This window comes from Streptomyces sp. NPDC031497 (assembly GCF_055580905.1).
Genome location: NZ_JBVIKO010000014.1, coordinates 165,688 through 184,111, shown reverse-complemented (window position 1 = coordinate 184,111; position 18,424 = coordinate 165,688). Strand labels below are relative to the sequence as shown.

Sequence of the window (18,424 nt, the reverse complement as noted above, 5' to 3'; positions counted from 1 at the left end):
GACTTGAGGAACGTAGATGACCACCCGTCACACCGTGGCGCCCAAGGGTCAGGGCGGCCGGGGCGCGTACCGGACCATCGGCGAGGCGATACGCGCCGCCTCGCCCGGCGATCTGGTGGTGATCGCCCCCGGTACCTGGACCGAGAACCTGGTCCTGGACCGCGCGGTCGTGCTCACGGCGGAGCACGGCCGGGGCAGCGTCGTGATCGCGGCGCCGCCCGGGGAGGCGCCCGCGGTGACCGTGGACGGCCCTGACTGCGCCCTCCACAACATCACCGTGTGGGGCTCCGACGCGGGCCGGCCCGCCGTGAGCGTGTCCCCCGGGGCCGGGCTGGTCCTGGAGGAGTGCTCGGTGGAGGGCGGCCGGGTGCAGGCGAAGGGCCCGGACGACGAGGAGGGCGGTACGACGGCGGTCGTGCTGCGCCGCTGCCGTCTGGAGGGCGCCCGGCTGGCCGGTCTGCATCTGGCCGGGGGTGTCCGGGCCCGGGTGGAGGACACGGCGGTCACCGGCGTCGACGGCACCGGCGTGGTGCTGTCCGGCGCCGCGAGCCTGGACGCCGTACGGCTGCGCCTGGAGCGCACGACCGGGTCCGGGGTGCGGCTGCGCGGCCGGTCCCGGCTGCGGCTGACCGACTCGGTGCTGGCGGGAAGCGGCCGGGCGGGCCTGCTCCTTGAGGACGCCACCGAGGCCACCGCCGGGGAGTCGCGCATCGAGACGCCCGGGGCGGCGGGGGTGCATCTGACCGGGTCGGCGCGTGCCGAGCTGACCGACTGCAAGATCCGCGGCGCGGCCGCCAGCGGGCTGGTGGTGCAGGAGACCGCGCGGCTCAGCGCGTCCGGCTGCTCGGTGGCCGACGCGGGCGCCAACGGGCTGCTGGTGACGGGAGCGGGCGAGGCGGACCTGGCGGACTGCCGGATCGACCGCAGTGCCTTCAGCGCGGTCCACCTGGCCGGTACGGCCGTGGGGCGGCTCGCCGACTGCCGGGTGCGCGGCGGTTCCGAGCACGGTGTGCACGCCACCGGCGAGGCCCGGATCGAGCTGACCGACTGCGGGATCATCGACGTCGCCATGACCGGGGTGAGCGTTCTGGAGCGGGCGGTGGCCACGCTCACCGGCTGCCGGGTCGCCGGGTCCGCCGCCGGCATCGGCATCGGCTCGCCCACCGGCAGCACGGTCGCCGACTCCACGGTGACCGGGACGAAGGAGATCGGCGTGCAGGTCGCCAAGGGTGCCGCCGCCTCCCTCGCCGGGATCCGGATCAGCGGCGCCGGGGCGGCCGGGCTGGTGGTCGACGAGGGCGCCGAGGCGACGGTGAACGGAGGCTGGGTCGAGAACTGCGCGGGCTCCGGTGCCGTCGTCTGGACCGGCGCCAGGCCGGAGATGACCGGGCTGCGCATCGACCGGCCGGGCAAGAACGGGGTGTTCCTGGCGGAGGGGGCGGGCGGCACGTTCACCGGGCTCGACGTCACCCGCGCCGGCTTCCCGGCGTTGCATGTCGCCGCGGGCGCCGACCCGGTGTTCCGGCAGTGCCGGGTCCGTGACTGCGCGGAGGCGCTGGGCACCGACGAGGGCGCCAAGCCGGTCCTGGAGGACTGCACGGCCGACGGCGCGCCGCTGACCTTCGGCGCCCCGGCCGTGACGCCGGCGAACGGCGTTCCCGGGGCGGCGCCCTCCCCCAGGGCCGCGAAGTCCGCCGCCGACGACACGGAGGAGCCGGCGGAGGAGAGCCTGGAGGACCTGCTCGGCGAACTCCACGAACTGGTCGGCCTGGACCGCGTCAAGCAGGACGTCGGCTCACTGGTCAAGCTCATGCAGACGGTCCGCCGCCGCGAGGAGGCCGGGCTGCCGGCCCCGCCGCTCAGCCGGCACCTGGTGTTCGCCGGCAACCCCGGCACCGGCAAGACCACCGTGGCCCGCCTGTACGGCCGTCTCCTCAAGGCGCTCGGGCTGCTGCGCCGGGGTCATCTGATCGAGGTCGACCGCACGGCGCTGGTGGGCGAGTACGTGGGCCACACCGGCCCGAAGACCACCGCTGCCTTCAACCGGGCGCTGGGCGGTGTGCTCTTCATCGACGAGGCCTACTCGCTGGCCCCGGCGCTGGCGGGGAACGACTTCGGTACCGAGGCCGTGGCGACCCTGGTGAAGCTGATGGAGGACCATCGCGACGACGTCGTGGTCATCGCCGCCGGCTACCCCGGTGACATGCACCGCTTCATCGGTTCCAACCCGGGCCTCGCCTCCCGTTTCGGCCGCACGCTGCTCTTCGAGGACTACGAGTCCGCCGAACTGGTCTCGATCGTCGAGTTCCAGGCCGGACAGCACCGCTACGAGATGACGCCCACGGCCCGCACCGAACTCCTCACCCTCTTCGAGGCCATGCCCCGGGGCGAGGGCTTCGGCAACGGCCGCTCGGCCCGCCAGATCTTCCAGGAGATGACCGAACGCCAGGCCCAGCGGGTGGCCGAGCTTTCCGCTCCGACCTCGGAGGAGCTGATCAGCCTGGAAGCCCACGACCTGCCCCACCCGGCGGCACACTGACGGCGCCGAGGCCGGACGCGGCGGGCGTCAGAGTGCCGCCGCCCAGGCGTCCACGGTCGTGACCTCCGCCTGCGTGGGGAACACCTTCTCGGTGAGCACCCGGTGGACCTCCGGGTCGGAGTCGAGGCAGCCGTCGGACAGGACGGTGAGTTCGAAGTCGAGGTCGGCGGCCTGGCGCAGGGTGGACAGCACGACGCCGCTGGTGGCGATGCCGGTGAGGACGAGGTGATCGATCTCGCCGGCCCGCAGCACCAGGTCGAGGTCGCTTCCGGCGAAGGCGCTGACGCGTCGCTTGGTCACGACGGTCTCGCCGGGTGCGGGCGCCACGTCGGGGTGCACCTGCGTGGTCGGGGCGTCGCCGGCCAGGCCGGCCGCGCGGCTCGGCATGGCGCCGAAGATCTTGTTGCGGGTGCTGATCTCCGGGTATCCGGGACGGAAGCCGACGACCACGTAGATCACCGGGATCCCGCCCGCGCGGGCGGCGTCGATCGCCTTGGCGAGGCGCGGCAGGTAGTCGTCCGCGGCGAACCGGTCGGTGACGACCTGCTGGACGTCCATGACGAGAAGAGCTTGAGGCACCGTCGATGTTCCTTTCCCATGGCCCCGTTAGTCATCAAGTGATTACTTGGTAACGTAGCCCCACCCCGAAGCCAAGTCAACGCACGATTACTTATCGGCGGGTCCACCCTGGGCCCCAAGAACGTCCCCGAGAGGAGCCGACATGTCAGCGGACGAGGCACCCTCGCACCCCGATCCGGCCGACGGACGCCGGCGCCGGGACGCCGGGGCGACGCGCCGGGCGCTCCTCCTCGCCGCCCGCGCCCGGTTCACCCGGCTCGGATACGACCGTACGACGCTGCGGGACGTCGCCGCGGACGCCGGGGTCAATCTGGCCCTCGTCAAGCGGTACTTCGGCTCCAAGGAGGGCCTGTTCAAGGCGGCGCTGGCGTCGACGCCCCGGTTCCTGGGCGGCGAGGAGGAGTTCCCGCACGGTCCGGCCGCCCTGGCCGAGGCGCTCAGCCGTCAGCTGGCGGCCGGGGCGTGGGCGGAGTTCGGCGAGCATCCGGTGCTGATGCTGTTGCGGGACTCCGGCGACGAGCAGGTGGCCGAGCTGCGCCGGCGGGCGCTGGAGGAGTTCGGCCGGCAGGTGCTCGAAGCGTCGGGTGCCACATCGGCACCCGACGCTCTGCTGAGGGCGGAACTGCTGGTCGCACTGGGAGTCGGCGTCGCCGTCGTACGCTCGGCCGTCGGTCTGCGGCCGCTGGCCGACGCGGCACCCGAGGACCTGCTGGGCCCGCTCCGTGACATCGTGGCCGCCCTGCTCGAACCCCCGCCGAGGTGACCTTCCACGGCGGCCCGGTCACTCGGGCCAGGCGGAGCCCTTGATGACCTCGACGAAGTCGCCGCGGCGGAAGCCGGGGACGTAGTGGGCCAGTACGTCGGCCTTGACGTTGCCGAAGGTGGTGTCGGGACGGTCCTGGATGCCCTCGGTGAAGGCGGCGAGGATCTGGTTCTTGAAGTCCGGGCGCGGGTGCGCGGCGACGACCGCGGCGCGCTGCTCGTCGGTGACCTCGTGATAGCCGATGCCCAGGACGTCCAGCTCGACCCCGCGCGTCACCAGGGCGATCTCGGGTGCCATGTGCAGCGGGATCTCCGGGGTGGTGTGCAGGGCGATGCTCGTCCAGACCCGGTCGGCGGGCTCGCCGGTGATGCCGTGGGCGTGCAGGAAGTGGCGGGCCTCGTCGGCGCCGTCGATCTCGAAGCGCTGGTCGGTACGGCGCAGGCTCTTGGTCAGCCCCAGGTCGTGGAACATCGCCCCCACGTAGAGCAGCTCGGGGTCGAAGGTCAGCCCCAGGGCCCGGCCGCGCAGCGAGCCCCACAGGAAGACCCGCCGGGAGTGGTCGAACACCAGCGGGGTGGCGACATCGCGCACCATTTCCGTGGCCTCCCGCACCAGGGTGGTGTCCGGGATCCGTACGCCTGCGATCTCTTCGCTCATCGTTCTCAGCCTCCATACCGGTCAGGTGATCTGTCTTCAGGGTGCTCCGGGGACGTAGGCTGGGCCATGTCTCTGCTGCCAGGAAAACCACGGATCGGGACATGGCACATCGGGTGGGCTTCGTGGTCTTCGAGGGCGTGACCATGCTCGACGTCAGCGGCCCCTCGGAGGTACTGCACCAGGCGGGCCGGCTCGCCGACCCCTATGAGCTGGTGCTGGTCTCGCCGGAGGGAGGCACGGTCACCACGTCCGCCGGACTGGCGCTGACCGGCACGGTCCGGGCGGCCGACACGGGACCGGTCGACACGGTCCTGGTCGCGGGCGGCGACCGGCTGGCCGAGCGGCCCATCGAGAACGAGCTGCTGGCCACGGCCCGCGCACTCACCGAGCGGGCGCGCAGGGTCGCCTCCGTGTGCACCGGCGCGTTCGTGCTGGGCGAGCTGGGCCTGCTCGACGGCCGCCGTGCGACGACCCACTGGCGGCACGCGACCGCGTTCGCCCGCCGCTACCCCCGGGTGCGGGTCGAGCCCGACGCCATCCACATCCGTGACGGACGGTACGTCACCTCGGCGGGCATCAGCGCGGGCATCGACCTCACCCTCGCCCTGGTGGAGGACGACCACGGCGCCGGCGTGGCCCGGGACATCGCCCGCGAACTGGTCGTCTTCATGCAACGCCCGGGCGGACAGTCCCAGTTCTCGACCGCCATCACCACCCCGCCGGCCCGCAACGGCCTCCTCCGTACCCTGATCGCGTCCGTGCTCGCCGACCCGACCGCCGACCACAGCCTGCCCGCCCTGGCGGCGTCCGCCGCCGTCAGCCCCCGCCATCTGACCCGGCTGTTCCGCGCCGAACTGGGCACCACGCCCGCGCGCTGGGTCGAACGGGTCCGCCTCGACCGTGCCCAGCAACTCCTCCTCGAGGGCCACAGCGTCACCTCGGCCGCGCAGCACAGCGGTCTGGGCACCGACGAGACCCTCCGCCGCGCCTTCGCCCGCCATCTGGGCACGACCCCGACCCACTACCGCAGACGCTTCGCCACCACCAGCGGCAGTCAGGAGTAGCCACCACCGGCCAGGCGGCCGCACCGGCAGCCGCCACGATCCGGCGGTCGCGACCCGGACGCGACGGACCGGCTTTTGGGTCACGGACGGACCTGGCCATGGCGCCCATGGCCGCAAGAGGCCTCTCGGCGAGCCGGTCGAGGCCCCTGAGGGGCCCGGGTGCCCTGCACGAATCGCCGGAGGTGCGCGCGAACGGCGTCAGGCCGCTCCGACCAGGGTTCGTGTCCCGCACTCCCGATCCGGGTCAGCGGAAGGGCGAGTCGGCGCGCGAGTGATGCGAGGGCCGCCAGCGGACGGGGGCGTCGCTCCCGCCGAGGAGCTCCGCTCGCGCGGGCAGGCAGGCAGGCAGGCAGGCAGGCGCGCAGCTCGGCGAGGCGCCCTTCGAGCGGGTCCGCGCGTTCCGCCGCGCCGAGTTCGCCGTTCATCACCCAGTTGACCGGGCGACGCGGGCGGGCGTCCCGCGCTGCCCGGCGCCACCCGCGTCCGGGATCGGCGTGGTCGGTGAACCAGGCCAGCGTGAGCAGTTCGACCTCCTGCTCCTCCGTGCGGTGCGGCAACTCCTCCGACGCGCGAAGCCGTTCCCGCTGCGCGGCGGACATACGGCGCCCTCGCTCCGCCCGGTACCACGGGCGGCCGGCGAGTCGCGTTCACAGTTGGATCGGCAGGTGACGGGGGCCGCGCAGCATGGCGTTCTGGCGGTAGGGAGGCGGGTCCTGGACCAGGCTTGCCGTGCCGAGCACGGGGAGCAGTGCGCCGAGCGCGGTCTGGGCCTCCAGGCGGGCGAGCGGTGCGCCGAAGCACAGGTGGATGCCGCTGCCGAAGCCGAGGTGTTCGTTGTCCGGGCGGGTGGGGTCGAACCGGTCGGGATCGTCGAACCGCCGGGGGTCGCGGTTGCCGGCGGCCAGCGCCAGGATGACGGAGGTGCCCTGGGCGAGCGTGGTGCCGGCGACGGTGATGTCGGTGAGCGGGACGCGCTCGCGCATGTGGACCGGGGGTTCGTAGCGCAGGAGTTCCTCCACCGTCCGCGGCAGCAGGCCGGGTTCGCGGCGAAGGTGGTCCAGGTGCTCGGGGCCGCGCAGAAACGTGAGCGCTCCGTTGGTGATCAGGTTGACCGTCGTCTCGTGTCCCGCGATGAGCAACAGCACGGCGGTTTCCGCGAGTTCCTCCTGGGTGAGCCGCAGGGCCGGGTCCGGCTCGTTGACGAAGGCGGAGAGCAGGTCGTCGCCCGGGTCGCCGCGGCGCTGTTCGGCGAGGTTCACGAGATACCCGCCCATCTCGATCCGTGCCTGGTCGCCCGCCTCGTGCGTCCCGGCGGAGGCGTCCTCCTCGGGCTTGAGGTCGGCTGCCGCGACCAGCGCGTCGGACCAGGCCCGGAAGAGCGGCTCGTCCTCGCGTGGCACGCCGAGCAGGCGGCAGATGACCGTGACGGGCAGCGGGTAGGCGAAGTCGTCGACGAGGTCGATCTGCCGGCCCGCCTCGAAGGGTTCCAGCAGTTCCTTGGTGATCCGGTCGATCTCGCCGCGCATGGCGTCGACGTGGCCCGGGCTGTGCGGGGGTCCGAAGGGCCGCATGGTCAGCGTGCGCAGCCTGTGGTGTTCCGGGTCGTCGAGCCGTAGGAACGGCGGCTTGTGCGTCACTTGGCCGCGGGTGCGGGGATCGGCGCTCATCCGCGGGTCGTGGAGCAGCGCGGCGATGTCGTGGTAGCCGCCGACCAGGCAGCTGCCGTCCGCCTGCGGCACCACGGAGCCGGCCTCCCTCAGTTCCGCGTACAGCGGATAGGGGTCGGGGCGGCTGGCGTAGTCGGTGATCCGTGCCAGCAGGGTCTCGGAGTCCATGGTGGCTCCTCGTGGCTCCTCGTGGTGGGAGTCGTGGGCGGGACGCGGTCAGCGCGTCGGCTGCACCACGGCCAGTCGGCGGTCGGGCAGGTATCCGGTGAGCGCCACGGTGGGGCCGTGGGAGAGCACTGAGGGATCCGGCACGTCGGACGGGACCGGGACGTCGGCCGCGAGCGCCCGGTCCGCCGCGCCGGGCGGGGGCGGGAACGGAGCGGCCGTCTCGATCATGTGCCGGTAGTAGTCGAGCGACTTGGCCATGTCGACGGTGACCGCGGCGGTGACCCGCCCCTTGTAGCCGTAGACCATGGCCAGGCGGCGCGCCTCCAGCGAACCCTGGGCGATGACCACGTGGTCGGAGTAGGTCGGCACGCCCACCGACTTGATGTTGAGCCCGAACTGGGTCGACCAGAACGTCGGGATGGCCAGGTGGGGGCGTTGCAGCGGCCCCGGGTTGACCATGTTGTGGGCCGCCACCGCGGCCTGTTCGACCGCGTTGCCCCAGTGTTCCAGGGAGAGCATCTGGTAGCCGAACAGCGGATGGGGGAAGCGGGAGACGTCACCGGCCACGAAGACGTCGTCGGTGACGATGCCGTACATGGTGAAGGCGCGGCAGCCGGCGTCGCAGGCGATCCCGCGCGGGCCCGCCGCCAGTCCGGACTCGGCCAGCCAATCGACGTTGCGGACCGCGCCCAGCGCCACGACGCAGACGTCCGCGTCGACGCGGCTGCCGTCGGACAACTGCGCGCCGGTGAAGACGCCGTTCCCGTCCCCGTGCAGGGCGGTGACCGTCACCCCGGTGCGCAGGTCGACGCCGTGGTTGCGCTGCATGGCGGCCGCGAGCTTCGCCAGGGTGCCGCCGAGGGCGCCCACCAGAGGCGCGGGGCCGCGTTCGGCGACGGTGACGGCCAGTCCGCGTTCCCGGCAGGCGGAGGCGATCTCCGAGCCGGTGAAGCCGCCGCCGATGACCAGCACCCGTTCCGGCCCGGCGCTCAGGCGCTCGGCCAGGGCCCCGGCGTCCTCGCGGGTGCGCAACGTGAACACTCCGTCCAGGGCGCCTTCCTCGGGGTTGGGCCAGGGCCGGGCGCGGGTGCCGGTGGCGATCAGCAGCCGGTCGTACGGCAGCGGCTCGCCGTCCTCCAGCAGCACCTGCTTGGCCAGCATGTCCACGCCCGCGGCACGAACCCCGAGCCGCCACTCGGCGTCCGGGTCGTGGCGCATGGGCAGCCCGGTGGTCTCCGCCGTCGCCTGCCCGAGCAGTACCTGCTTGGACAGCGGCGGCCGGTCGTAGGGCGGGTGAGGCTCGTCCCCGACCACGGTCACCGAGCCGGTGAAACCCTCCTCGCGCAGTCCCTCCGCGGCCCGCAGCCCCGCCAGCGACGCGCCGACGATGACGATACGGCCGTCCTTGAGGTCACCGGGCACCGCCGCTCACCTCTTCCCCGAGGAGGATCGCCTGCACCGGGCACGCGGCCACGGCCTGGCGCACCCGCTCCATCTGGTCGTCGGGGACGGCCGTGGCATACAGCAGCCCCTCCTCCCCGTGCAGCTCGAACACCTGCGGTGCGAGGAAGACGCACTGTGCGTAGCCCTGGCAGCGTGTGAGGTCCACGACAGTCCGCATCGCCATCGTCACCACTCCCTCCGTTGCCGCACCCCCTGGTCGCCCGCCCCTCGGTTCCAGGATGGAGCCAGACCCGGGCTCCCGCACGCCGCGCTGCCGGAGGCGGTCGATGAGCTGTCCGGACCGGAGCGTCGTACCGTCTCCTGCCGACGGCGCGAGACGCATATGTCCCGCACCTGTGAGCCACACCTGCACCTGTGGGCTTGCCGGGCTGGGCAGCGCACCCAGAAGGCGTCGTAGGCGCCACCCCGGCCGGCGCCCGAAGCCTTCCTCCGCCTGCGTGCACGCAGTCACCGGCGCCCCGTCTCGCGGAGTCACCGTGCGGCATCGTCACGCCACTTGCCTCAGGTGATGCGGGCCTCTTATGAATACGACATCGTGACGCCATGATCCGTCCCGCCCCGCCCGGAAGGCGGTCAGTGGCTGAGGGACGACCTGCGTGGATCGCCAATTGCCCAGCAACACCGGCCCTCTTCAGTTCGTGCGAGCGACGCCGACATAGAGCGGTTGTCCCGCACGGATCCACGTCTCGTCGTCGGGATGCCACCGCGTGGATGCCACCACCCCTGGTTCAACCACGTCGAACCCTTCCAGGAACAGGGCCACTTCGCTGTGAGGGCGCGCTTGCACGGGAGTTCCGCCGACGCGGCAGATGGCGTCGATCCGGTCCCGGATCCCGGGGTCGAACTGCATCAGCGCGACGAGCGAGAGGCCGATCGGCCGGCTGAAGTCCAGAAACTCGCGGGCATACGCAAGGATTCTGTTCGGTTCGCGCAGGTCGGCGTGGAGATACGCGGTCCGGCCTGCCGGGTGCCGCTCAGGAGGGCTCCGGAATGCCGGAGGACCATGGGGTCGCTGTCGGCACACACCACTCGGGCACCTGGATTCACGGCCTGTTCGACCTGATGGAGGTTCGGCTGGGCGGGGATCCCGGTTCCGATGTCCAGGAACCGAGAGATACCGGCGCCGGAACAGGAACCGGGCGGCACGCTGCGTGAACTCCCGGTCGCCAGGCAGACCTGCCTGCGCCGCCGCTACGGACTCCGGCGGTCGGAGCCTCTGGCCACGTCGCTCAGTCGGACGAGGCGGGCGGACGGCGGGACAAGGCCGCTGTCGGGGAGTGGGTGATCAGCTCCACCAGGCGTTCGGCCAGGTCGTCGTCGAGGGGCGACCCGATCATGAGCCGGCGGTAGAGGATGGCGCCGGCCCACAGGTCCTGCACCAGTTCCGTGTCGAGGTCGGGCGGCAGGTCGCCCCGCTCGATCCCCCGGCGCAGCACGACGTCGATGTTCTGCCGCTTGCGTCGCAGGAAGGTCTCCCGGAAGCGGGCCATGAGCTCGGCGTGGGGCAGCAGGCCGGCGGCGAGCGCGGGCAGTGACGCGGCCAGGTCCTCGTTGGCGTAGTTGCCGATCGTCATGTCGACCGCCTCGCGCACTTCCGCGCGGGTGTCGCCCCGGTCGGGGATCTCCTCCGCCCGGAACACCTCCGCGAGCGCGTCGGCGACCAGCGCTTCCTTGTTCGGCCACCAGCGATAGATGGTCGACTTGCCGACGCCCGCCGCCGCTGCGACCCCCTCGATGGTGAGGGTGGAGTAGCCCTGCGCGGCCAGAAGGTCCCTGGTGGCGTCGAGGATCTTGGGGGCCGAGCGCGGGGTGGCGGCCGGATCCGAGGTGAATGCGAGTCCCATGACCGCAACGATACGTACCGTTTCATTTTCCGGTCAAGGCGTGTTAGCGTCGCATTGGCCGAATGAAACGGCACGTATCGTAGCGATTATGGAAGGGATATCCGCCATGAAGGGTTACACCCTGCCCCTCTCTCCCCGCGGGACCGCCAATCTGGCACCGGCTCCGCCGTGGCACTACGCCGGCACCGTTGTCGGCGTCGAGTTCTTCACCGACCCCGCCGCGGCCGAGGCGACGCTCCCCGCGGGCCTCGCACTCGACCCGGACACCCCCGGGCGTGGCGTGGCCATGTTCATCGACTGGCAGTACTCCTCCACGGGCCAGGAGTATGTGGACCCCGCCCGCTCCCAGTACCGGGAGTTCCTCACCACCCTGGACGCGCGTTTCGACGACACGCCCGTCGCCTGGTGCCCCTACATCTACGTCGACAACGACGCGGCCATGGCCCGCGGCTGGATCCAGGGCTTCCCCAAGAAGCTCGGCGTCGTCCACCAGACCCGCGCGTATCCCGTCGCCAACCCCGCCACCCCGCCGGTCGGCAAGGGCGGTCGATTCGGCGCGACCGCCTCCAGTGCCGGCCAGCGCATAGCCGAAGCCCGCGTCACCCTGGAGCAGCCCCTCGACGATCCCGCCGCCCTCATGAACCGCCCCGTGGTCAACCTCCGGCACTTCCCCCGCCTCGCCGCCGGACAGCACGACAGGCCCGCCGTCCACGAGCTGGTCCTCGCGCTCCTCGACGACGTGAGCGTCACCGAGGCCTGGATCGGCACCGGCGAGCTGGACTTCCTGCCGGCCCGCGGGGAAGAGCTCGCGGACCTCCCCGTCCGGCGGACCGGCAAGGGCTTCCGCTTTCACCTCGCGTACTCCGTCAACGACCTCAGGACCCTCACCGACTACGACAACTGACCCCTCGCTGCCACCGGTTCGGGGCAACCGGACAGAGCCGCGCACGTACCAGCGAGGTTCCGTGCCGGCCAGCACGGAACCTCGCTGGTAGGTCGGCCCCAAGTCCCGAGAAGACGGCGCCCTGCGCCGATTCCCCCCACCCCCGCCTCGCCCCCACCGGCCCACCACCACTTCGGCGAACCACTGCCGACGCTGGTGGGCACCGTCCCCGACAGTGCGCGGCAGCCGCTCCAGCACGCCGCGGTGACGGTCATGGACGGCAGAGGCCGCCAGTTGGTGCGTACCGCGACGAACGTCCAGGGCACCCATGCCGTGGCGGGGCTGCCCGAAGGACACCTCACCATCGTGGCCTCGTCCCACCGCAGAAAACCACAGGTAACGGCGGTTCCGGGAACCGGGGTCCGTCCTCCGCGCCGACTTCACCCTGGGCGACCGTACCCCTGACGCGCCTCCTCTGATGCCCTGCCGGAACGATGGCCCGACGCGGAACCGGTCTGCCCCGGATCCGCCCTTCTCCCCCGGCGCCGACGGCTGAGCAAGTCCGCGCAGCACACCCCGCTTCGTGTCACCGGCCCGCCCCCACGGCATCGTCGGCACGGGTACGCCGAAGACGGCGGCACCACGATCGACAACCCGCTCCCCGTCAGACGTCAGGTCAGCAGCTGGTCCCCAAGGGGGCTGCGCAGGTAGAGAACGAGGTGTCCGTGCCGGGCCCGGGTGACCAGTCCCGCACGGTGCAGGACGCCGAGGTGCTGGCTCACGGTGCCGGGGCTGACGCCCCGCCGCTGGGCCAGTTCGGTCGTGCCGGCCGGCTGGGCGAGATGGCCGATGAACCGAGGCCAGGTCGTCCACATCGAGCCGGAGCAGCAACATTCGGCCCACACTAAATCTCTCGCCCAGCCGGCGATCGGGCTGGTGGGATCCGGCACATGACTGCTTCTGCATCCGGGAGAGCCCCGCTGACGCCTACGTACGACCGCATCGGTGTGGGATACCGGCACGTCCGCCGGCCCGACCCACGTCTGGCCACCCTGATTCACCGGGCTCTGTCGGGGGCCCGCACAGTCGTCGACGTCGGGGCGGGTACCGGCTCCTACGAGCCGACCGACATAGAGGTCACCGCGGTGGACCCGTCGCAGGTGATGCTCGATCAGCACCCGGGGCGGCGAAAAATCCTGGCAAGAGCGGAGCAACTGCCCTTCGGGGACGGCGCGTTCGACGCGGCGATGGCGGTGATGACAGTGCATCACTGGCCCGACCTGCATCGTGGCCTGGCTGAGCTGCGGCGCGTCTCCGGGCGGCAGGCCGTGTTCACCTGGGATCCGGATCACCTGTCCGAGCTGTGGCTGATCGAGGAGTATCTTCCTGAGATCCGGCAGCTCGAACGCGCCCGTTTCACGCCTCTGTCCGCAGTGGCGGAAGCGCTGGGCGCCCACACCGTGCTGCCCTTCCCCGTCCCGCACGACTTCGCCGACGGCTTCCAGATCGCGTACTGGCGACGTCCGGAGTGCTATCTCGATCCCCTCGTCCGACAGGCGAGTTCCACGTTCGCCCTGCTTCCCGCGTCCGTGGTCGAACCGGCGGTCGCGAGGCTGCGCGCGGACCTGGTCTCAGGGGCCTGGCACCGCCGTCATGCCGACCTGGTAACCCGGGAATCCGTCGACTACGGCTACCGCCTGCTCATCGCGGGTACGGCGGTTCCGGTGCCGAGGGAAGCGGGCGGTGGCGGATCGTGAGTCGGTGTCCGTTTAAATCAGCGGAGAAGTGGCCGTCGTTGGATGGGAGGACGAGAAAACGTGGATGTGTACGAAGCCGTGGACAGCCGCAGGGCCGTGCGGGCGTTCAGCGGTCGGCCGGTGCCCAGGGAGGTACTCGAACGGGTACTGGCCACGGCGGCGCGGGCTCCGTCGAGTGGGAACCTGCAGCCGTGGCACCTGTACGTCGTGACCGGCGAGCCTCTGGCCGAGGTGAAGGGACGTGCGACGGCCAGGGCACTGGCGGGCGACCCGGGTGACGAGCGGGAGTATCCGATGTACCCCGCCGAACTGGTCTCGCCGTATCTGGACCGCTTCTCCGCCGCGGCCGCCCAGCGGTACCAGGCGCTGGGAATCGAGCGCGACGACCCGGACAGACCCAGGAGGATCGCCGCCCTGAACTCGGAGGCGTTCGGGGCTCCGGTCGTCCTGTTCTGCTACCTCGACCGGACGATGGGGCCGGGGCAGTGGGCGGACGCGGGGATGTACTTGCAGACGGTCATGCTGCTGCTGAGGGCGGAGGGGCTGCACAGCTGTCCTCAGGTGATGTGGACGATGTTCCGCAAGACCGTCAGCCAGGTGGTCGGGGCCGATGACGGGCTTGTGCTGTTCTGCGGTGTCGCGGTGGGATTCGAGAGCGAAGACGCGCCCCGACTGCGCACCGGGCGGGCGGACATGGCACAGACAGTGAGCTTCGTGGGAGGGTGACCGCGCGGCGGTCGGGATCCGGAGAACGGGTAGGATCTTCGGCCTGTCGCCGCGTGTCGCAGCGTGTCCCGCCGAGGGCCGTGCGGTGTGCCCTCGGCGGGAACGCGCGGCCCCCCGGTCAGGGGCGGATCGTCGTCGCGCGGCTGTTGTAGGCCTCCACCGTCAGCGCCGGACGGCGTGAAGGGAGGACCCCTGACGGCCAGGACAGGTTGACGGTCTGCGATTCGCCGGGCAGCAGCCACAGGTAGTTGTGGCTGTAGAGGGTCGGCAGCACCCGGTGGCCACGGGCCTCGTCCACCAGGGACAGCCGGACCATGGCGGCGACGGCCGAACCGCGGTTGCGGACGGTGGCGGTCAGTTCGTGACGGTCGCCGGCACGGGACACCTGCCCGATGGAGCCGGACATGTTCACCTGCCTGGCCTTGTTGAGGGCCTGCATGGCGGCGGGTGAGCGGTGGCGCCAGTAGGTGTTGCGGGACAGCTCCCTGCCGTGGGCGTCCTCCAGGGTCAGCCGCAGCAGGTGCAGGTCGGGCAGGTCGTCGGTCCAGCCGGCGGTGAACGCCTCCGTCGTGGTGGCCCGTGCCACGTCCACCCGGGCGGTCCTGCTCCTGCCGAGCTGCCGGCCGGACAGGTCGTACAGGCGGGCGGTGACGGTGGCGTCCTTGAGGTCCGCGCGGGTGTGATTGACCGCCAGGACCTGCCACTTCACCGGGTCCGCCTGGACATGCAGCGGTTCGCAGGCGGAACGGGCGCCGTAGTAGGTGCCGTTGACGTCGAAGTCGTAGTCGTAGGTCTGCCAGACGGTGCTGTGCCAGGCCGGGTGGGACATCCACAGCATCAGGCCGCTGGCGTTGTCCCAGAGGTTGGCGTTCCACGCCTCGAACATGGCCCGGGTGTTCTCGTAGTTGACGAACTGCGCCTTGCGGGCGAAGTCGTCGAGGCCGGCTGCCTCGCCGAGGCGGGACTCGACGGCGGCCTTGTAGTTCTGCGGCGCCTGGTTCCCGCGCTCGCTCCAGTCGTGGTAGTACCAGGCGCCGCGGATGGGCCACTCGGGCTCGTCGCCCGTCATGTTGCGCAGGCTCGCCGCGGTGGAGACCACCGGCATGCCGATCTCGGTGTGGAAGCCGAAGTCCTTGCTGCCGTAGGTGCCGGGGTCGAAGTACTTCTCCGGCTCGACCCAGCCGTAGGGGCCGCCGCCCGTGACGATGCCGCCGGCCGAGTTGTTCTGGTAGAGCAGGCCGGGAACCTGCTGCTCGACGGCCTCGCGCATCCCCTTGTCGATGGCGGCGGGCGGGTTGCCCTCGTTCGCCCCGCACCAGACGGCCACGCAGGGGTGGATGCGGTAGCGCAACACGGTGTCCCGCGCGGTCGAGTTGAACGCGTCGTGGTCCGGCGGGTCCATGGCCCAGGCGTTCGGGAAGTCGTTCCAGACGAGGATGCCGTGCCGGTCGCAGGCAGCGAAGAACTCCTCCCGGTCACTGCTGCCGACCCAGTTGCGGATCATGGTGAAGTTCATGTCGCGGTGCATCCGCACCGCCGCGTCCATCCGCTCCGGCGGCATCCTGCGCAGCAGTTCGTCCCAGCCCCAGTTGCCGCCGCGGGCCAGCACCCGCACGCCGTTGACGGAGATCTTCAGCGGATCGGGCGTGTTGGACACGGACTTGACGTCGGTCCACTGCTCGCCGTCGTCGGACACCTGGATGACGTAGGTCTTCGGGTACGCCGTCTCCCAGACGATCGCCACCCGGTCGAACTTCTGCGCGGAGCCCAGGTCCACCTGGATCCACTGGTGGTCCTCGTACTGCGACGACCAACGGGTGCCCGCGTCACCGTCGGTGGCATGTGTGGCGGGATGGCCGGAGTCCTCGGTCGAGGCCTTCGCCGTCTTGTGCAGGGCGAGGTCGGTGCCGGGGACGGCACGGTCGACGACGCTCAGGGACCACAGCGAGTTGCCCCAACTGGTGTTGCGCAGACCACAGTTGATACGGACGTAGCGGGCCGTCCGCTGGTCGAAGTCCTCGACCTGGAGGCTGGCGTCGCCGTTGCTGAACGGCAGCGGCACGGCTCCGTTGTCCACGGCCTTCGCGTCGGTCCACTCGGAGCCGTCCGCGGAGACCTGCACCACGAAGGCCTTGGCGTACGCCTGCTCCCAGGTGAGGTCGACCCGGTCGAAGGACTGTGCCGAGCCCAGGTCGACGCGGATCCACTGGTCGTCCTCGTACGCCGAGGACCAGCGGGTGCCCGGATCGCCGTCGGTCACGTTGGCCGCGCCGTGGTCGTCGCCGTCCGTGCTGGAGGCGTCGGCGGGGGCGTGCAGGGCGAGGTCGGTGGCCGGCCGGGTACTGTCCCGCACGGCCAGGGTCCACAGGGAACTTCCCCAAGAGGTGGCCCGGGTACGGCAGTTGACACGGACGTACCGGGCCTGCCGCCGGTCGAAGGTGACGGACTGGAGGTAGGAGTCACCGGACGCGGTGAACGGCAGCGGCACCTCGTACTCGTAGCCGAACTGACGGATGCCGAAGCGGGTGGTGCGCCGGTCGCTCTCGGCGCCGTCGACCGACGCGGTGAGCGTGAGGTCGTGCAGGTTCGGCTCGCCCAGGCCGTTGGGCCACCACAGCCTGGGGTCGCGCAGCCGCAACTGCCCGAAGGCGGCGGGGGCGAAGACCACGTCGACGCTCTCGCCGGCCGGGACGGTGACGGCCTCGGACACCCGGATGCCGTCGAAGGCCGCGGAGACCGTCGCACGGCGGTCGGTGGAGTCGGCGTTCCGGACGGGGACGACGATCGTCAGCTCGGCGACCGAGACGTCCGGCAGCTTCGGCAGGACGGTGTCCACCCGCGGGTCGCCGATGACGACCTGCCCGGTGGATCTCAGCCGGACGTGGTTCCAGATGCCCGCCGCACGGTCGCGGACGGCCGGCATCCAGTCCCAGCCCGAGGAGGCCAGGTAGGTGGGCGAGTTGAGGTTCATCTGCCCGGCGCCCGCGTCCACCCAGGACTCGCCCAGGGGACCCTTGTCACCGGGGCTGCCGGGCACCGGCATCGGCGTGATCTTGACGGCCAGCGCGTTCGCGCCGTCGGCGGCGAGCAGCCTGGTCACGTCGTACGAGGAGCGGGCGAACGGGTACGTCAGGTCGCCGACCCGCTCACCGTTGAGCCAGACGTCGGCCTGGTGGTTGACGCCGTCGAACTCCAGCCAGATCCTGCGGCCGGACCCGGTGCGCAGGCCGTGCGGCAGCTCGAAGTCCCGCTTGTACCACCAGGAGTGCCGCGACAGCGCCTCGGGGATGTGCAGGTTGTTCAGCCCGGCGACCGGGTCCGGCAGCTTGCCCTGGTCCACGAGGGAGGCCAGGACCGTGCCGGGGACGGTAGCCGGCAGCCAGCGGCTGGTGTCGACGGAGGTCTTCGACAGGCCGGGACCGTCGGCGCCGGCCCAGTCGTCCAGGGTGAGCCGCCAGCCGGACTCCACCGGCACCGTACCGTCGTCGGCGACGGTCAGCCCGGGCACCGTGCCGTGCCGGGTGCCCCAGTCGGTCCAGCCCGTCACCGTGGGACGGTGCCCGTCGGGGGTGCCGTACACCTCGAAGCCGTTGAGTCCGAGGGGCAGGGGGCTGGAGCGCTTGCGGGACGTCATGCGCACCCAGCGCGCCGACACCGGGCGGGGAAGCTGGATGTCCACGGCTCCGCCGGTGCCGGCGGTGGTGCGGTAGACACTCGTCCACGACTTCTTGTCCAGGGAGGTCTCGACCACGCAGTCCACCGCGTAGCTCGACAGGATCTCCTTGCCGGTGGTGCCGTCGGCCGGGTTTCCACTGGTGGGCGGGGTGAACACCGGGTCCGCGGCGTCGGCTTCGAAGGTCAGGCGGATCCAGGTGACCTCGCACACGGCCTGCAGATCGACGGTGATCCACTGCGGGTCGCCGGCCTCCGCCCGCCATCCGCTGCCCCGCACGCCGCGTGTGGTGAGCCGGTCGACCGCGAAGGATCCGGGCGTGGGGGCGTAGGCCGTCGAGGAGACCGAGACGGGCCGGTTGAGCGCGAGCTCGAGAGGCGAGTCGGGTTGCGCAGGTCGGCCCGTGGCGGCGGCCGCGGTCACGGCGGGGAGCGCCGAGCCGAGTCCGAACCCGGCCAACAGGGTGGAGCCCGTGGCGACTATGGACCGCCGCGACGGATTGCGCCACGGATCCGATTGATCGGTCATGAATCTGACGTCCCATCAAAAAGCGGCGGGGTGAGCCGAAGCGGCTCCGCGCACCCCGCACCGAGCAGAATGACAACGTTGCCAAAGGCTGTGGCGTGAGCAGCTTCCTGTC

The 18,424-nt window shown here is 71.7% G+C and carries 15 protein-coding genes and 1 pseudogene; 7 read left to right on the top strand and 9 right to left on the bottom strand.

The features are described 5' to 3' along the window. Positions 1–16: 16 nt before the first annotated feature. A complete protein-coding gene (locus ACZ5K7_RS27575; RefSeq protein WP_468917236.1) occupies positions 17–2,539 on the top strand; it encodes a right-handed parallel beta-helix repeat-containing protein in 2,523 nt (840 codons plus the stop codon). Between the two features lie 27 nt (positions 2,540–2,566). On the opposite strand, the gene ACZ5K7_RS27570 is transcribed toward ACZ5K7_RS27575, so the two are convergent. Next, the gene (locus tag ACZ5K7_RS27570) at positions 2,567–3,097 is read right to left on the bottom strand and encodes a cysteine hydrolase family protein (protein WP_468917345.1); all 531 of its coding nucleotides are present in this window, start codon (positions 3,095–3,097) and stop codon (positions 2,567–2,569) included. A gap of 163 nt (positions 3,098–3,260) precedes the next feature. On the opposite strand from ACZ5K7_RS27570, the gene ACZ5K7_RS27565 reads away from it, so the two are divergent. Further along, complete coding sequence (locus ACZ5K7_RS27565) at positions 3,261–3,881, top strand: TetR/AcrR family transcriptional regulator (protein ID WP_351696393.1); 621 nt, start codon at positions 3,261–3,263, stop codon at positions 3,879–3,881. 18 nt (positions 3,882–3,899) lie between these two features. Here ACZ5K7_RS27565 and ACZ5K7_RS27560 read toward each other — a convergent pair whose 3' ends face one another. Then, complete coding sequence (locus ACZ5K7_RS27560) at positions 3,900–4,538, bottom strand: HD domain-containing protein (protein ID WP_351696395.1); 639 nt, start codon at positions 4,536–4,538, stop codon at positions 3,900–3,902. Between the two features lie 101 nt (positions 4,539–4,639). Between ACZ5K7_RS27560 and ACZ5K7_RS27555 the strand changes: the two genes are divergently transcribed. After that, entirely contained in the window at positions 4,640–5,602 is a 963-nt protein-coding gene (locus ACZ5K7_RS27555; protein ID WP_468917232.1) for a GlxA family transcriptional regulator, read from the top strand. Positions 5,603–6,249: 647 nt separating this feature from the next. On the opposite strand, the gene ACZ5K7_RS27550 is transcribed toward ACZ5K7_RS27555, so the two are convergent. The 5 genes and pseudogenes from ACZ5K7_RS27550 to ACZ5K7_RS27530 all read right to left on the bottom strand — a co-directional run bounded on the left by ACZ5K7_RS27550 (position 6,250) and on the right by ACZ5K7_RS27530 (position 10,745). Then, positions 6,250–7,437 carry a cytochrome P450 gene (locus tag ACZ5K7_RS27550; protein ID WP_468917230.1) on the bottom strand — a complete coding sequence of 396 codons (1,188 nt, stop codon included), beginning with the start codon at positions 7,435–7,437 and terminating at the stop codon, positions 6,250–6,252. A gap of 48 nt (positions 7,438–7,485) precedes the next feature. Next, the gene (locus tag ACZ5K7_RS27545; protein WP_468917227.1) at positions 7,486–8,859 is read right to left on the bottom strand and encodes an NAD(P)/FAD-dependent oxidoreductase; all 1,374 of its coding nucleotides are present in this window, start codon (positions 8,857–8,859) and stop codon (positions 7,486–7,488) included. Beyond that, complete coding sequence (locus ACZ5K7_RS27540; RefSeq protein ID WP_351697225.1) at positions 8,849–9,058, bottom strand: ferredoxin; 210 nt, start codon at positions 9,056–9,058, stop codon at positions 8,849–8,851. Before ACZ5K7_RS27540 ends, ACZ5K7_RS27545 begins: the two co-directional genes overlap by 11 nt. 474 nt (positions 9,059–9,532) lie before the next feature. Continuing rightward, positions 9,533–10,047 (bottom strand): annotated as a pseudogene (locus ACZ5K7_RS27535) (SAM-dependent methyltransferase). 83 nt (positions 10,048–10,130) lie between these two features. Continuing rightward, the gene (locus ACZ5K7_RS27530; protein WP_468917224.1) at positions 10,131–10,745 is read right to left on the bottom strand and encodes a TetR/AcrR family transcriptional regulator; all 615 of its coding nucleotides are present in this window, start codon (positions 10,743–10,745) and stop codon (positions 10,131–10,133) included. Between the two features lie 106 nt (positions 10,746–10,851). On the opposite strand from ACZ5K7_RS27530, the gene ACZ5K7_RS27525 reads away from it, so the two are divergent. Together ACZ5K7_RS27525 and ACZ5K7_RS27520 are read left to right on the top strand one after the other, a co-directional pair. Beyond that, positions 10,852–11,649, top strand: coding sequence for an acetoacetate decarboxylase family protein (locus tag ACZ5K7_RS27525; protein ID WP_468917221.1), 798 nt, complete (start codon positions 10,852–10,854; stop codon positions 11,647–11,649). Between the two features lie 195 nt (positions 11,650–11,844). Then, the gene (locus ACZ5K7_RS27520) at positions 11,845–12,093 is read left to right on the top strand and encodes a carboxypeptidase-like regulatory domain-containing protein (protein ID WP_468917219.1); all 249 of its coding nucleotides are present in this window, start codon (positions 11,845–11,847) and stop codon (positions 12,091–12,093) included. Positions 12,094–12,299: 206 nt separating this feature from the next. Here ACZ5K7_RS27520 and ACZ5K7_RS27515 read toward each other — a convergent pair whose 3' ends face one another. Next, on the bottom strand, positions 12,300–12,503 hold the full coding sequence (locus tag ACZ5K7_RS27515; RefSeq protein ID WP_468917216.1) for an ArsR/SmtB family transcription factor: 204 nt from the start codon (positions 12,501–12,503) through the stop codon (positions 12,300–12,302). Between the two features lie 75 nt (positions 12,504–12,578). Between ACZ5K7_RS27515 and ACZ5K7_RS27510 the strand changes: the two genes are divergently transcribed. Then, the gene (locus ACZ5K7_RS27510) at positions 12,579–13,385 is read left to right on the top strand and encodes a class I SAM-dependent methyltransferase (protein ID WP_468917214.1); all 807 of its coding nucleotides are present in this window, start codon (positions 12,579–12,581) and stop codon (positions 13,383–13,385) included. A 60-nt stretch (positions 13,386–13,445) separates the two neighbouring features. Then, entirely contained in the window at positions 13,446–14,111 is a 666-nt protein-coding gene (locus ACZ5K7_RS27505; RefSeq protein ID WP_468917211.1) for a nitroreductase, read from the top strand. Positions 14,112–14,229: 118 nt separating this feature from the next. On the opposite strand, the gene ACZ5K7_RS27500 is transcribed toward ACZ5K7_RS27505, so the two are convergent. Next, a complete protein-coding gene (locus ACZ5K7_RS27500; protein WP_468917208.1) occupies positions 14,230–18,312 on the bottom strand; it encodes a discoidin domain-containing protein in 4,083 nt (1,360 codons plus the stop codon). Positions 18,313–18,424 lie beyond the last annotated feature (112 nt).